The 15,762-nt window shown below is 63.8% G+C and carries 11 protein-coding genes; 2 read left to right on the plus strand and 9 right to left on the minus strand.

The features are described 5' to 3' along the window. Positions 1-30: 30 nt before the first annotated feature. The 3 genes from BUA36_RS07450 to BUA36_RS07460 form a co-directional block, all read right to left on the minus strand. Positions 31-3,036, minus strand: a complete 3,006-nt coding sequence (locus tag BUA36_RS07450) for a chemotaxis protein CheB (protein WP_072783060.1) — start codon at positions 3,034-3,036, stop codon at positions 31-33. A gap of 90 nt (positions 3,037-3,126) precedes the next feature. Beyond that, positions 3,127-3,873: a LytR/AlgR family response regulator transcription factor gene (locus BUA36_RS07455; protein WP_072783062.1), complete on the minus strand. Its 747-nt coding sequence runs from the start codon at positions 3,871-3,873 to the stop codon at positions 3,127-3,129. Next, positions 3,870-4,922, minus strand: coding sequence for a sensor histidine kinase (locus BUA36_RS07460; protein ID WP_072783064.1), 1,053 nt, complete (start codon positions 4,920-4,922; stop codon positions 3,870-3,872). The genes BUA36_RS07455 and BUA36_RS07460 overlap by 4 nt, the downstream gene beginning before the upstream one ends. 150 nt (positions 4,923-5,072) lie before the next feature. Here BUA36_RS07460 and BUA36_RS07465 point away from each other — a divergent pair, with 150 nt between their 5' ends. After that, positions 5,073-5,816 carry a DUF2306 domain-containing protein gene (locus tag BUA36_RS07465; protein WP_167544267.1) on the plus strand — a complete coding sequence of 248 codons (744 nt, stop codon included), beginning with the start codon at positions 5,073-5,075 and terminating at the stop codon, positions 5,814-5,816. A 1-nt stretch (position 5,817) separates the two neighbouring features. Here BUA36_RS07465 and map read toward each other — a convergent pair whose 3' ends face one another. Continuing rightward, positions 5,818-6,585 (minus strand): type I methionyl aminopeptidase, encoded by a 768-nt coding sequence (gene map / locus BUA36_RS07470; protein WP_072783066.1) that lies wholly within the window; start codon positions 6,583-6,585, stop codon positions 5,818-5,820. Beyond that, the gene (locus BUA36_RS07475) at positions 6,582-6,794 is read right to left on the minus strand and encodes a ParD-like family protein (RefSeq protein WP_072783068.1); all 213 of its coding nucleotides are present in this window, start codon (positions 6,792-6,794) and stop codon (positions 6,582-6,584) included. The genes map and BUA36_RS07475 overlap by 4 nt, the downstream gene beginning before the upstream one ends. 144 nt (positions 6,795-6,938) lie before the next feature. Here BUA36_RS07475 and BUA36_RS07480 point away from each other — a divergent pair, with 144 nt between their 5' ends. Then, a complete protein-coding gene (locus BUA36_RS07480; RefSeq protein ID WP_084560066.1) occupies positions 6,939-7,673 on the plus strand; it encodes a substrate-binding periplasmic protein in 735 nt (244 codons plus the stop codon). A gap of 280 nt (positions 7,674-7,953) precedes the next feature. On the opposite strand, the gene BUA36_RS07490 is transcribed toward BUA36_RS07480, so the two are convergent. From BUA36_RS07490 to BUA36_RS07505, 4 genes are all read right to left on the minus strand, one after another. Further along, the gene (locus BUA36_RS07490; protein ID WP_072783072.1) at positions 7,954-8,634 is read right to left on the minus strand and encodes a Fe2+-dependent dioxygenase; all 681 of its coding nucleotides are present in this window, start codon (positions 8,632-8,634) and stop codon (positions 7,954-7,956) included. A gap of 72 nt (positions 8,635-8,706) precedes the next feature. Continuing rightward, positions 8,707-11,082: a catecholate siderophore receptor Fiu gene (locus BUA36_RS07495; protein WP_072783074.1), complete on the minus strand. Its 2,376-nt coding sequence runs from the start codon at positions 11,080-11,082 to the stop codon at positions 8,707-8,709. 206 nt (positions 11,083-11,288) lie between these two features. Continuing rightward, entirely contained in the window at positions 11,289-14,894 is a 3,606-nt protein-coding gene (locus tag BUA36_RS07500) for a response regulator (protein WP_072783076.1), read from the minus strand. Positions 14,895-15,012: 118 nt separating this feature from the next. After that, positions 15,013-15,759: an alpha/beta fold hydrolase gene (locus tag BUA36_RS07505; protein ID WP_072783078.1), complete on the minus strand. Its 747-nt coding sequence runs from the start codon at positions 15,757-15,759 to the stop codon at positions 15,013-15,015. Between the last annotated feature and the right edge of the window lie 3 nt (positions 15,760-15,762).

A 15,762-nucleotide genomic window follows, 5' to 3' on the forward strand; every position in this document is an offset into this window, starting at 1 on the left:
AGGTGCCGGACCAGGACCTGCCGCTGCCGATCAGGTCAGTTGCTGGTCCTTGTGTCCGCGCACCGCGTCCCACAGGGCGTTTTCGGCGCGGGCGCGCTGGGCCGCCTCCCAGGTGCGTTCGACGGTCTCGCGCTGGAGCGCGGTTTCGCGTGCGCTCCAGATGCGCGGCGTTGCCGACGCCACCACCAGCGACCAGTACGATTCGTCATCTTTCTGCAGCGGGATCGCGATGACCGAGGCAATGTCCATCGCCGCAAAGGCGGCCTTGCTGCGCGCGCACAGCAGCTCCGACAGCGGCACGTCGGCTACGCTATAGGTCAGGCCCGCTTCCAGCACCAGGATGGCCTCGTTGAAATCGGCGTAGCTGTACGTACCGGCATTGCTGTGGCCGCCACTGCGGATGTATTCGGAACGGATGATGCCAATGCCTTCCTGGCGGCGCAGCTCGTCAAAATACACCCTGTCCGCGCCCAGCTGTTCACCCAGGATGCGGGCGGCGGCGACCTGGATTTCCACCGCATCGCTGAGTGGCCGCAGGCCGTCCGCCAGCTTGAGCAGAAAGGTTTGCCGTTCCGCACTTTCCAGCAAGTCATCCACCGCGCGGCGCTGTACGGTGATGTCGCTGGCGGCGCCGAACCATTTGACGATTTCGCCCTGGTCGTCGCACAGCGGAATGGCGCGCGTGAATACCCAGCCGCTGGTGCCGTCAAGACGGACGATGCGGTGCTTCAGTTCAAACGGCGCACGCGTGGCAATCGCTGCATGGATCGCGTTCCACAACTGCGCCTGTTCGTCCTGGGGAATATAGGCTTCCATCCAGTCGCTGCGCGGGGTGTCCGTGCTGACGATAAAATCCTTGCCTTTGAGCGAACGCATGACCAGCCAGTCGGCGCTCATTTCATACACCATCTCGGAAGTGGCGCTGATGAAGGTGCGCAGTTTTTCTTCCGACGCCAGCAGCGCCGCTTCCGAACGCTTGCGTTCCGTGATGTCAAAGAAGGTCAGCACCACGCCTACCAGCTGCTGCTGCTGGGTGTGATACGGCAGGACACGTGCCACCAGCCACAGGCCTGATTGGGTGCGGATTTCCCGTTCGATCGCGTCACCGCCGTTCAACAGCCGTTGGACGTCTTCCTGCAGCGCGGGATACACCAGATCATTGCGCAGATCGCTCAGCGCGCGTCCGACGTCGGCTGGAATCAGCCGGAACAGGTCCAGCGCGCGCGGCGTGTAGCGCATGATTCTCAGCTCGCGGTTCAGAACCACCATCGGAATCGCGGCCGCATTCATCAGGTTGCTGAGGTCGGTATTGCTCTGCTCCAGCTCGTCGATTTTCCCGCTCAGCTCCAGATTGACGGCCGACAGTTCCGCGTTCATCGAGCGCAGCTCCTGGCGGTTGATTTCCAGCTCTTCCAGCGTGGCATGCAGTTCCTGGGTGATGCGCTGCAATGGCTGCTGCGGCTCCGTACCGTGCAGGCGCTGCTGCAGCAGTGCCAGCTGTGCCTGCAGCTGATGCAGCCGGGCTTCCTCTTTCACGCGCAAGGTCTGGCCGTGCACGTTCTGCTCCATGAGCAGCGAACGCTGGATATGGTTGGTTCTTGACGGCTGTGGTTGCTGTGGCGCGTTGCGGCGGTAGATGCGGTATTTGCGGTCCAGCGGCTGGAAGGTGCTGCTGACGCCTAGCAGACCTTCGGCCAGTCCGAGGAACAGCAGGCCGTGCTGTTCCAGCGAAAAATCAAACACCTCGATCATGTGCCGTTGCACATCGCGGTTGAGATAGATGAACAGATTGCGGCAGCAGATCAGGTCAATGTGGCTGAACGGTGGATCGCGCACCACGTCATGTTCGGCAAACAGCACGATCTGGCGCAGCTCACGCTGCACGCGGTAGCCGTTGACTTCCTGGTGAAAGAAGTGGTGCAGGCGCTGCAAGCCCACGGTCTCGGCGACGCTGGCCCGGTAGCATCCGCTGCGCGCTGTTTCAATCGCGGCAGTGTCCAGATCGCTGCCAAACACCTGAATACCGGGCGGGTGCGGCAAGGTCTGCGCGTATTCCAGCAGCAGGATGGCGATGGAATACGCTTCTTCGCCGGTGGCGCAGGCGGGCACCCAGACGCGCAGAAAATCCATTTCGCCCTTGCCCTCGAACAGCTGCGGCAGATGGCTGGCCAGTGCCGCAAAGGCGTCGGCGTCGCGGAAAAATCCGGTCACCGACACCAGCAGTTCGCGCACCAGCGCCGCCGGTTCGGCCGCGTCCGCCGCCATCAGGGCCAGGTAGCTGGCCTCGTTTTTCATGTCGGTCAGCGCGATCCGCCGGCGCAGGTGCCGCAGCACGATGTTCTGTCGGAAACAGGAAAAATCATGGCCGGTACGCTGGTGCAGGCACTGGACCACGTCGCGCACCAGTTCTGCCTCCCTGGTGGTCAGCCTGGCGGTGTGGTTACCTTCCAGCGCGGGCGGCGGCGATGGCTGGCGCAGTACCGCGCTGAGCTGGAAGTGGGCGAACAGCCGTGCCGGCATCTCTGCCACGCGCAACACGGCGTGCACACAACCGGTGGCGATGGCCGCGCACGGCATGGTGCTTTGCGTGGCTTCTTCCGGGTCTTGCACCAGCACCAGGCCGCCGGCATCGCTGATCTGCTGCAGGCCGGCAGCGCCGTCGGCATCCGCACCGGACAGCAAAATACCGGCGATGGGGCCTTGCGCCGACGCTGCGATTGAAGCAAACAGCATGTCAATCACGGCCACGCGGTCATGCTGCGAGGTGACCTGCAGCCGGCTGCCGCGCTGGGTCAGCTTGCGTCCAGGTGTAATCACATACACATGGTTGGGTTCGATAAGCTGGCGGTTCTTTGCGCGCATCACGGGCAAGCCGCAGCGCCGTTGCAGCAACTCCGGCAGCAGGCTTTCCTCCTTGGCAGCCAGATGCACCACCACAATGAACGCCAGGCCGCTATCGTGCGGCAGCAGTTCGAAGAATTGCATGAGCGCGTCCAGACTTCCGGCGGAGCCGCCGAGCGCAACCAGTGGAGGCATAGCGGGCTTCCGTGAAGGGGTAAGCTATCCATCATGCGCGCTAAATGGGCAACTGGCAAATTTGATTTGCCGCCTCCCACCGGGATGAGCTTACATCTGGCGGAAATGGTGCAGGTAGTTGCGGCTGACGGGCAAGGTTTCCGGCCGCCCACGCAGATGCAGCTCGGCGGTTTCGTTGAGGCCGCGTACCACCTCGCGCACGCAGGCCAGGTTGACGATGACCGCGCGGTGGGTTTGCACAAAGCGCGCCGGGTCGAGTTCCTCGCTGAGTTCGCGGATGGTTTTGCGTATCAGCGCTTCACCCTCCTCCCAGGCGACCAGCGTGTATTTTTCCTCGGCGCGCAGGAAGTGCACCTGATCGACGGGAATCAGGCGCACGCTGTTGCCGACCGAGGCCTTGATCCATTGCAGCCAGGCGCGGGGCGGCACGTGCTGCGCCAGCTGCTGCAGCACCGCATCTAATGCGCCGCTGGCCTGGTTGCGGGTGCGCAGGCGCTGCACCGTGTCGGCCAGGCGCGCGCTGTCGATGGGCTTGATGAGGTAGTCGATCGCGCCCTGCTCGAACGCCTGCACGGCGTACTGTTCGTAGGCTGTGACGAACACGATGTGCGCACGCCGCCCCATGGCGCGCGCGGCATCGATGCCGTTCATGCCCGGCATGTGGATGTCGAGGAAGACGATGTCGGGCTGGTGCTGGTCGAACAGTTCCAGGGTTTCCGGGCCGTTGCGCGCATCGGCGACCAGCTGTAGTTCCGGCCACAATTGTGCAAGGTGGCTGCGCAGGCGTTCGCGCAGCAGCGGCTCGTCGTCGGCGATCAGTGCGGTGACAGGTTTCATGCAGTTTTTTCCGGAGTAAAGTGCAGTTCGACGCGCACCCCATGGGGCGTTTGTTCATGCAGATCGAGGTGAGCGTCGGCGCCGTAAAACGCCTGCAGCCGCAGGCGCAGATTGGACAGTCCGGTGCCGGGCTGCGCGGTTTCCGCCATGCCGGCGCCGGTGTCGCTGACCCACAGCACGACCTTGCCGTCGATGCCGCGCCTGCCGTTGACCTCGATGCTGCCGCCCGTCATGCTGGGATCAATGCCATGCTTGACGGCGTTTTCCACCAACGTCAGCAGCGCCATCGCGGGGAAGCGCATGGTGGCCAGCTCAGGCAGGCTGGCGACGTCGAAGTGCAGCCGGTCCGGCATCCGCAAGTGCATCAGTTCCAGGTAAGTGCGTACCAGTTGCAGCTCGGTTTGCAATGTGGCGTCGCTGTCGTTGAGGCGTGGCATGGCCGCGCGCAGGTAGGCGATCAGATGCCGCAGCACCGGCCCGGCGTTGCTGGAACCGGAGGCCACCAGCGCCTCGACGTTGGCCAGCGTGTTGAACAGAAAATGCGGTTCGATCTGCGATTGCAGCAGGCGCAGGCGGGCATCCAGCAGCTCGCGTTCCAGCCGGTTTTTTTCCAGTTCCGCTTGCAGGCGGTCGGCACGCTCGGTTTGCCTGCGTTCGCTGCGCATGGCGACCAGCGACATCACCAGGCCAAACACCAGCCCGACGATGGCCATGAAGATATGGCCGGTCAGTGTCTGGGTTTCGCTCAGGTAGTTGAGTACGTTGGCGCCCTGTGCCAGGAAGGCCGTGGTCAGCGATGCCAGCGGCGCCATCAGCGCGATGGCCAGCAGGCGGGCCGCGCTGCGGGATAGCCACGCCGGACGCAAGGGCGCGGCGGCGGAATACGCCAGCAGCAGGCAAATGCCGACAAACCCGACGCGGCTGATGACGATGGAAAACGGCGTGCGCGTCAGCAGATGCAGCAGCCATGACAGCAGCAGCACGACCGTCGCGACGATCAGCGCCTGTCGTTTGGTGGGCAGCAAGGTGGTGAGGGATGGGGAACTCATGCGGCCACGATAACCGCAATGCGACCGTCGTTCAAGCCCCGAAAACCGTGCTTCGTCGCACCGCTGGCGGCGCTGTCTTGCAGACAGCGGCCACGGCTCGCTATCGTGGGGTCAGCACAACTCCAGCACAACCACACCAAGGAAAACAACATGACTTACGCGGTACGACTCTGGTTCCTCGCCACCATCGCGGGGCAGCTGATGTTTGGCATGTACGTGGCAGCCCTGTACGGCGGCGCGGCCATTCATGGCGACCTCAAAGGCTGGAATGCGGTAATGACGCATGGCTATGTCGATGGCCAGCGCCTCGGCAATGCGGCCACGGGCGCTCATCTGCTGATGTCGGCCATCATCATGCTGGGCGGCGCCCTGCAGCTGATACCGCAGCTGCGGACTGTGGCGCCCGTGTTCCACCGCTGGAATGGCCGGCTGTATGTGGCCTGCGCAGTCGCGGCCGGCCTCAGCGGCCTGTACATGCTGTGGTTCCGCGGCGCGGTAGGCGACACGGTGCAGCATCTGGGCACCAGCCTGAATAGTGTGCTGATCCTGGTGTGCGCGTTTCTGGCAGTGCGCCATGCGCTGGCCCGGGATTTTGCCGCACACCGCCGCTGGGCCTTGCGGCTGTTTCTGTGCGTGAGCGGGGTCTGGTATTTCCGCATCGGCCTGATGTTCTGGCTGGCGGTGAACGGCGGCCCGGCCGGCTTCGATATCAAGACGTTTACGGGACCGTTCCTGAGCTTCCTGTCCTATGCCCAGTACCTGCTGCCGCTGGCCGTGCTGGAGCTGTATCTGCGGCGCGTGCGCGGCGCGGCGGTGCTGGTGGCATTGTCGGCCGTGGTGACGGGCGTGGGCGGCGTGGTTGCCACCATGGGCATGTGGCTGCCGCGCATGTAGCTCAGTGCAGCGGAGCTTCTTCGGGCCGCAGCGTCAGCACGCGCACGCCGTTGCGGGTGACGGCGACGGTGTGCTCGAACTGCGCCGACAGCTTGCCGTCGCTGGTCACTACGGTCCAGCCGTCGTCTTCCGTGTGGACGGCGTGGCGGCCCTGGTTCAGCATGGGCTCGATGGTGAATACCATGCCTTCGCGCAGGATCAGCCCGGTTTTCGGGCGGCCCCAGTGCAGCACCTGCGGCGGCTCGTGCATTTCGCGGCCGATGCCATGGCCGCAAAAATCCCGCACCACCGAGTAGCCGTTGCGCTGTGCATGGCGCTGGATCGCGTAGCCAACGTCGCCCAGCTGGGCGCCGGGGCGCACGGCGTTGATGCCCTTCCACATGGCGTCGTACGTGGTCTGCACCAGGTGGCGGGCCGTGGCCGAAACGTCGCCGACCAGATAGGTCTTGCTGGAATCGGCAATGAAGCCATGCTTTTCCAGCGTGATGTCGAAATTGACGATGTCGCCGTCCTGCAGGATATCGGTGGCGCACGGTACGCCGTGGCATACCACATTGTTGCGCGAGGAATTCAGCGCATAGGCGTAGCCATACTGCCCCTTGCTGGCCGGACGCGCGCTGAGCTGGTGGACGATGAAGCTGTCCACCATGTCGTTCACCTGCAGGGTGGACATGCCGGCCAGGCTGAACTGGTCCAGATAGCTGAACACGCTGGCGAGCAGCTTGCCCGCTTCGGCCATCAGCGCGATTTCTTCCGGCCGCTTGGTCATGCCGCCAGCCCCCGCAGCGCCTGCGCCTCCACGCCGGCCGCCTGCAATTCGCGCGCGATGATTTCGTTGAAACTCAGCGTGGGGCTGATTTCCGCCAGCATGCCAATCTTGATCCAGAACGCCGCCTGCGCATTGATGGAGCGGCAAGCCACGGCGCTGGCCTTGCGGATCTGGTCGTGCAGTTCGTCGTCGATATTTACGATGCCCATGTTTATCCTGTATATGAAACGTATACGTATCATATATGCATTGACTGCGCACAGCAAGCTGAGGCGAAACAGCAAGACCTCGCGTTTCGCGGCGCTGGCCTGAGCGCGAGCGGTGTGCTATCCCGCTGCGCTTACAATATGCGCATGGTAGACAGACGACAAATTCTTACGCTCGCGGCGGCCTACAGCCTGGCGCCTAACGCTCAGGCGGCAGCGCCCCGGCAGCTGCACATGGTGACTGCGCATCTGCCGCCGCTGGTCATGGAAAACAGCAGCCGGCCGGGAGCGTTGATGGAAATGGTGCGCGAGCTGTGCCGGCGCTTGAAACTGGCGCCGAAGGCGCAATTCATGCCGTGGCGGCGCGCGCTGTTTTTGACCACGACAATGCAGGCCACGGCGATTTTTCCGCTCACGCGCCTGCCGGAACGCGAAGCGCAGTTCCGCTGGCTGGCGCCGCTGTACGAAGAACATTTCGGCTTCCTCGCGCTGCGCCAGGGCAGTTTCGATCTGGCCCATGTGCAGGACATGAAGGCCAAGCGCATTGCCCTGCTGCGCGGCGCCGGGCAGGCCGCCATCCTGTCCGAGCTCGGGTACCACAACCTGGTGGAAGCGGCCTCGGTGGACGAGGTGCACCGCTTCCTGCTGGGCGGCATGGCGGACGCCGCTTTTGGCGAGCGCAACATCATCCGCGCCTCGCTGAAAAGCCATGGCGGTGGCGAACAATTCGACGTCAGCGCGCCGGTGCGCAACACCACTGCCTGGCTGGCCGGTTCTCTGAATTTCACCGAAGATGAAGCCCGCGCGTTCCAGCGCGTCATGGACGCGATGGCGGCCGACGGCAGCAAGCGCCGCATCCTCAGCCGCTATGGCCTGGCTTAGCAAATTGTCTTGCAAAAAATAACAAATTAAATTCCTGATAAGATAGCATTAATGCAATCATGCAATGTTATCTTTTTGAAAGGAAGTGCGATGTTAAAGCCAGTATTGTTTACCTTGTTTGTTGCCTGTGGTTTGGCCGGTTGTGCGGACATGGGGACGATCGAAACCACCCAGACGGCGCCGATGCAATCGGCTTCTGCCGAGCAGGGGCAACGCTGCTCCGTGGATGAACCGTCGACCGGGCAACGGGTCGGTAAGAGAACCTGCCGCTAAGGTTGCGTCAGACCTCGCTCCACTGCCGCAGCAGGTTGTGGTAGTGGCCCGTGAGGCCGACCATTTCGGGGCAATCGCCCAGCCTGGCGCGCAGGCTCTGGATGTTCTGGTCCAGCTCCAGCAGCATGCTGCGGCGCATGTCGTCGCGCACCATGCTCTGGGTCCAGAAGAACGAACAGATGCGGGCGCCGCGCGTGACCGGCTCGACGCGGTGGATGCTGGTCGAGGGATACAGGATCAGATCGCCGGCCGGCAGCTTGACCTCATGCTCGCCATACTGGTCGGTGACGATCAGTTCGCCGCCGTCATATTCATCCGGGTCGCATAAAAACAGCGTGGACGAGACATCGGTGCGTACCCACTGCCCCGTGGCCGGAATGCGGCGCATCGAGCCATCGATGTGGGCGCCGTAGTGCTCGCCGCCGGCATAGCAGTTGAACAGCGGCGGGATGGTGCGCAGCGGCAGCGCGGCCGAAAAGAACAGCGGATTGCCAGCCAGCGCAGTGAGGATGATCTGGCCCAGCTCCAGGCCCAGCGGCGAGGTTTCCGGCAGCTGGCGGTTCTGCTTGACCTTGGCGCCCTGCGTGCCCACGGTCGCGCGGCCATCCACCCACTGCGATTCGTCCAGGCGGCGGCGCATGTCGGCGACCTGTTCGCGGCTCAGTACGCCAGGGATATGCAACATCATGGTGAAACTCCTTAAAGCAAAAAAGCCCCGCCGGTGAGGGCGGGGCCAGCAGCCGGAATCGGGGACCGGTGCTTAGAACTTGAAGTTCGCGGTCAGGCTGCCCGAACGCGGGGCGCCTGGGGTGTAGCGGTAACCGGACTTGTTGATCGCTTGCACGTAGTTCTTGTCGCCCAGATTGTACACGTTGAGACGCAGGTCAATGTGCTTGTTGATCGGGTACGACGCCATGGCGTCAAACACCCAGTACGAATCGGCGTAGGCCGGGGTGCCGACGGCGCCGTCGGTGCCACGCGCCAGCTTGTCGCTGAAGCGCGCGCCGCCGCCGATCTGCAGGCCGAACGGCAGGGTGTACGAGCTCCACGCGGTGAACGACTGCTTAGGCGTGTAGGTCAGCTGGTTGTCGCCGCCGGCGGTGACGATCTTGCCCGACTCGACGCTGGTCGACTGGTGCACATAGCCGGCGCTGATCAGCCACTTCGGCAGGATCTCGCCGGTGATGCTCAGCTCGATACCTTGCACGCGCTTCTTGCCGGTCTGGTAGTACTTGGCGTCTACCGGGTCCTGTTCCACCTCGTTTTTCACTTCAGTGCGGAACAGCGCGCCGGCCAGCGACAACTTCTGGCCCAGCAGGTCCCACTTGCTGCCCACTTCGTAGTTGGTGGTTACTTGCGGATCGAAGTTCGGGTTGGCGGCGCTGCTGGCCGCGGTGCTCAGCGCAAAGTTGGCGCTGCCTGGCGGCGCTTTCGACGAGGCCACCAGCGCGTACACGCTGCTGTCCTTGGTTGGCTTGTACAGCGCCGACAGTTTGCCGTTGATCAGGTTATCCGAAGTCTCAAGGTTGCTGCCCACCAGGGTGCCGACCGGGATGGTTTGCGGCGTGGTGACGGCCTGCACGGTGATCGCGTTGTAGCTGGTGTTGTAATGGTCTACCCGCACGCCGCCATTGAAGATCCACTGCTCGCCGAACTTGACGGTGTCAAACGCATACACGCTCTGGGTGTTGGTGGTGCCTTCGCTGCGGCCGCCGTTGCGCTGCAGGTTGACCTGGGCCGCGCTGATCGGCGTGTTCGGGTTCGGGTGGTAGATGCTGGTCGCTGGCAGGCCGATGGTGGCCGCTGGCGCGAAGTTGGCGTAGGTGTAGTTGACCTGCTTCTCGTTGGTCAGTTCCAGGCCGCTGACCACGGTGTGCTTGAACGCGCCGGTGGTGAAGTCGGCGGTCAGCGTGGTCTGGTTGGTCAGGATTTCGTTGAGCTGATCCTTGGTGGTCAGGTTGGTGCGCGCCATGGTCCAGTTGTCCGGATTGGTGCTGGCAACGTTGGCGTTGAGGTTGGTGTTGGTGGCCATGAACGAGGTCAGCAGGTAGTCCTGCTTGGTCTTGCCATAGCGCGTGGTGTTGACCAGCTTGGCGCCACTGGCGAAGTCGTGCTCCACCTTGACGGTAGCCATGTCAGCCTTGACGTTATCGTGGTCCAGCACCGAGCCGTAGAAGTTCTTTGGATCGACCGGCTTGGCGCCCGCCATGAACGCAAAGCTCTTGGCCGGAACGCCTGGACGGGTCGGCGTGGCCGCTACCGCTGCGATGTCCGGCGGTGGGGTCCAGCCTGGCAGGCCGATGGTCAGCACGCCGCCGTCAGGAATATTGTCCTGCTTGACGTGGAACAGGTTCAGGTAGACGCGGGTGGTCGAGTTCAGGCCGAATGCCAGCGACGGTGCGATGCCCCAGCGCTTGGCCTTGACGAAGTCGCGGCCCGGGTTTTCGCTGTCCTGGTCCAGCAGGTTCAGGCGGAAGGCGGTGCCGGAATCGGCGTCGATCACGGTGTTGATGTCGGCGGTGGCGCGGCGCTGTTTGCCGCTGCCCAAGGTGGCTGAACCCGAGTAGGCGTTTTCCAGCAGTGGCTGTTTGCTGACCAGATTGATCGAGCCGGTCGGCGAGGAGCGTCCGTTGTCGGTGCCGGCCGGGCCTTTGAGCACGTCGATCTGTTCGATGTTGAAGGTGTCGCGCGAGATCGAGCCGATGTCGCGCACGCCGTCAACGTAAATGCTGCTCGAGGCGTCGAAGCCGCGCATGTAGATGGCGTCGCCGGTGTTGGTGGAGCCGTTCTCGCCCAGGAAGAAGGCGCCCACGCCCGGGGTGTTGCGCAGCGCTTCGGTCAGGGTGGTGGCGCCCTGCTGCTCGATCAGTTCTTTCTTGAGCACGGTCAGGGTCTGGGCGGTGTCCACCAGCTTTTCGGTGTACTTGGCGGAAGCAGCATGGTCGGCCTTGAAGTCGTTCTCGCGGCTGCCGCTCACTTTCACTTCCTGCAGCGTCTGTGGCTTGGCCTGGTCGGCCGCTTCCGGTGCGGCTTCTGCCGCATGGGCCGCCACCGGCAGCAACATGGCAGCCAGTGCTGCGCTCATATGTTGGTTAAAGCGCGTTTGCGCATGTTTGCGACTCTTGATCATTGCCATGTGCTTCTTTCCGTTGGACGAGAGTATCGGGCTGGCTGCGCTGAAACTGCGTGCAGTTGCGCGTCTGGCTGGCCAAAGTGTGGGTGTGAAAATGGGTGAGATTGTAACAATAAAACGCAAATACGTAAATGCGAATTATTATCAATATGATTCAGATAAGCGCTTCCAGAGGGGAAAGTGTTGCGTAAATGCCTAGGCTGGGAGCCTCAGGATTGCTCGCGTTCCAGCCAGGCGCGGGCCTGGGCCAGGGTTTGTTCGAGCTCGCTGCGGACGGTTTGATAGCGCTCGGTCAGTTCGTCGTCGCGCTGGTCGTGGATGGCTTCTTCGGCGGCCAGGGTGGCCTGGATCAATCGCTTGGCGCCCAGCACGCCGACGGCGCCGCGCAGGCTGTGGAATAGTTTGGCAGCGTCGCGCAGCCGCCCTTCCTGCAGGGCCAGGTGGGCCTGATTCAGCGGTTCCATGCCGCTGTCGATGGCGCCGCGCACCATCTTGAACACGGTGGCGCGACCCTTGGCGTCCTTGCCCATCACGCGCATCAGGCCATCCATATTGAACACCGCCGCCTCGCCGCTGGGCATGGGCGAGGACACCAGCTTGGGCAGCACTTCCGGCGTCGCAAAAACCGGGGCCGGCGGTACCGCTGGTGTGGCGGCCGCAGCCATGGCGGCCAGCAGGTCGTCCTGGTCGGCCAGTGGTGCCGGTGCCAGGGCCGGTGCCGATGCCGGAACGGGCGCCGGTGCCGGCGTCGGCGCCATTGGCGCGGCAGGCTGAGGCAGGTGACGGCGCAACACGGCCAGCATTTCGTCGACTTCGATCGGCTTGGGAATGAAGTCGGTAATGCCGGCCTCGCGGCTGCGTTCGCGTTCGGATTCCAGCACGCCGGCAGTCATTGCAATGATCGGCAGGCCCAGCTTGAGTTCCTGGCGCAGGATGCGGGTGGCGGTAAAGCCGTCCATCACGGGCATTTGCATGTCCATCAGCACCATGTCGTACTCGGCGGCGCGGTCACGCATCAGGTCGACCGCCTGGCGGCCGTCGCCGGCGATGTCCAGCGTGGCGCCTGCATGTTCCAGGATGCCGCGCGCCACGGCCTGGTTCAGCAGATTGTCTTCCACCAGCAGGAAGTGGTTGTCGGCCAGCGTGCCGACGATGCTGTGATCGCCGCTGGCCGGCTGGTCGATTTCACTTTGCGTGGCCAGCGCCTGGTGCAGGGCGTCAAACAGGCTGGAACTGGTGATCGGCTTGACCAGCACCACGTCCGCTTCCGGCGCGCTGGAGATTTCTTCGATGCGGTCGCGCGCAAACGCGTTCAGCATCACCACGATGGGCTGCGGCTTGCCGTTGGCGGCAGCGCGGATGCTCTTGGCCGTGGCCAGGCCATCCATGCCTGGCATGTGCCAGTCGGCCAGCACCACGTCGTAAGGCTGCTGGCGGTCCAGGCTCTGGCGGTAGCGGCGCAGCGCGGCTTCGCCGGAATCGACTTCGTCCGCCTGCCAGCCCCAGGCGCGGATCAGGCGCGCAATCAGTTCGCGGCTGGTGCGGTTGTCGTCCGCCACCAGCAGGCGCAACTGGCCCAGCGCCGGCTTGCGCCGCTCGTCGCTCTGGTCGGCCTGGATCTCAAACGGCAGGCTGAACCAGAAGGTCGAGCCCTGCCCCGGCCGGCTGCTGACGGCGATCTGTCCACCCATCAGTTCGATCAGGCGCTTGGTGATGGCCAGCCCCAGGCCGGTGCCGCCAAAGCGCCGCGTAATGCTCTGGTCGCCCTGGGAAAAGGCGTTGAACAGCTGGCCGATCTGCGCATCGGTCATGCCCATGCCGGTGTCGCGCACCTCAAAGCGCAGCAAGGCGCTGTGGTTGTCGCGCGCGGTCAGCTGCACGCTGACCACCACCTCGCCCTGCTCGGTGAACTTGATCGCATTGCCGGCCAGGTTGATCAGCACCTGCTGCAGGCGCATGGAGTCGCCGTGCAGGCGGTTGGGGATGTTGCCGTCCACGCTGATCGCCAGTTCCAGTTCCTTGTCGCCCGCATTCATGGTCATCATGGTGGCCAGCGAATCCATGGTGTCGTTGAGTGCGAAGTCGACCGGCGACAGTTCCAGCTTGCGCGCCTCGATCTTGGAATAGTCCAGCACGTCGTTGAGGATGCCCAGCAGCGACTGGCCAGACACGCGCACCATGTTGAGGTATTTGCGCTGCTGCGGCGTCAGCTGGGTATTGCCGAGCAGGTAGACCATGCCCAGCACGGCATTCATCGGCGTGCGGATTTCATGGCTCATGTTGGCGACGAAATCGCTCTTGGCGCGGTTGGCCGCCTGCGCGCGGTCGCGTTCGCGCTCAAGCTCGAGCGCGCGCGTTTCCACTTCCTGTTGCAGCCGGTGGCGCTCGGTGATGTCGGAAATCACCGCCAGCACCTTGGTGCCCTGGTCGGTGCGTACCGCGCTCAGGTTGACTTCGACCGGGAATTCGCTGCCGTCGCGGCGGCGGCCATATGTCGTACTGCCGGCGCCCATGCGGATTGGCTCGGCGCTGAGGCGGTCGGCAAAGAAGCGGTGGCGGTGCGCCGCGTGCTGCGGGCGCAGCCGTTCCGGCACCAGGATCTCCAGCGACTGCCCCAGCACCTCGTCGCGGTCATAGCCGAAGCAGCGTTCGCCTTCGCGGTTGAAGGTCTCGATGCGGCCGTCCACGCCGACCACGACAATGGCATTCGGCGCGAATTCCACCAGGCTTTGCAGCCGGGCGTCAGCCGCCAGCCGTTCATGCATCAAATCGTTGAAGGCCGAGGTCAGCTGGCCGACCTCGTCGCGCGCGTGCACCGGCAGCGGGGTAAAGCGGCCCGGATTGGCGCGCAAGGCAACAATGGCGTTGCGCAGCTTGATGAGCGGCGCCATGAGCCGCAAGATCAGCACGCTGATCAGCATGGCTGTGAGGGCGGCGGCAATACCGCTCCAGACCAGGACGCGTTTGAGCACGCCTTCAAACGGCTCGAACGCTTCTTCGGCAGGCAGCGAGGTGGCCAGCAGCCAGTCGACCGACTTCAGCATTTTGTAGCTGTTGAGCGTGGCATGGCCCTCGCCCATGCCCATGATGGTGCCCTCGAAGCCTTCTTCCAGCGCACGCGTGGTGGCCGGGTTGGCGTTGGCCGCGCGCGGCTTGAGCAGACGGGTAATGTCGGGATGCAGCACGTAGACCGATGGCTCGCTGCGCGTCAGCGCGAAGTAGTAGCCGCTGCGGCCGACCTTGGCGGTGCGCAGGTGGCCCAGCAGGCTGTCCTTGTACAGGCGCAGCACGCCGATCAGCACGCACACCACCTCGCCTTTGTTGTTGAGTACCGGCGCCACCAGCTGCACCACCGGCTGCTTGTTGGCGCGGCCGATGAGCGGTTCGGTAATCATCGGCTTGTGGGTCCGCATCACCGTCTTGAAATAGGCGCGGTCGGAGGCGTCGATGCCGACCCGGCCCGGCACCAGCGGCAGGTCGGAAATCACCTTGCCCTGCGGACTGAGGACAAGCAGGTCGTCAAACAGCGCCAGGACGGCGCGGTTCTGGTAATACTCGCGCAGCTTTTCTTCGGAATGGCCCAGTTCGGGCGGCTGGTTGCGCGCGGATAGCGAGATGATATCAAGCAGCATGGCCAGCTTGTCGTCGAGCTCCTGTGCCGTGCGGTTAATCAGGGCCGTCTGTTGCGTGAACATCACCCGCGTGTAGTCTTCCTTCATGCGCTGGGTTTGCACCAGCGTCACCAGGCCTATCATCAGGACCGAGGTAATGCTGGTGGCGAGTGCGACTTTAGCCTTGATGCCCAATGGCTTCATATCATCCTTGATGTACGCGATGGCTGAACCGATTTTCCTATCAAAGCTTAAAGTTGGCAAGAAACAAAAAAACGGTGCGCAACGGTGCGCACCGTTCTGACACGGCCGTGAAGCGGGATTAACGCTGGGCGGCGGCCAGGATCACTTCCGCCACCTTGGCCGGCTGCGACACCATCGGTACGTGGCTGGTCGGCAGCGTGGTGGTCACCGCGTTGATTTTTTGGGCAAACGCCTGTTCCAGTTCCGGCGCGATCATGCGGTCTTTCGAGGCCACGATGTAGTAGTTGGCCTTGTTTTTCCAGGCCGCCACGGTGGTGGTGTCGCCAAAGGCCTTGGCGGCAATCGGCCCCTGGGTGGCGGCGATCAGCGCAGCGGTGGCAGGCGGGACGTCTTGCGCAAAGTTCTTGGCCACCGAGTCAGTGGGCAGCCACAGGTAGCCGCCGGCGTCTGCTTTCAGCGTGGCGATGCCTGGTGGCGCAGCGTAGTCCTTGCCCAGGTTGGCGGTGGCTTCACCTTCCGATGGCGCAAACGCGGCCACGTAGACCAGCGCCTTGATCTTGTCGCTGGTGCCGGCCTGGGTAATCACGGTGCCGCCCCAGGAGTGGCCGACCAGCACCACCTTGCCGGTTTGCGCATCCACCACGCGCTGGGTGGCGGCGACGTCGTCCGCGAGCGAGCTCAGTGGGTTCTGCACGGCCACCACCTTGTAACCCTTGGCTTGCAGCAGCGGAATGACTTTGTCCCAGCTCGAACCATCGGCAAAGGCGCCGTGCACCAGCACGATGGTGGTGTCATTGGCTGGGGTGGCGGCGTGGGCGAAAGCGGTGGCGGCCAGCAGGGCGGAAGCGATCAGCGTGCGTTTCATGGT

Origin of the sequence: Duganella sacchari (assembly GCF_900143065.1) — a bacterium.
Classification (GTDB): Bacteria; Pseudomonadota; Gammaproteobacteria; order Burkholderiales; family Burkholderiaceae_D; genus Rugamonas; species Rugamonas sacchari.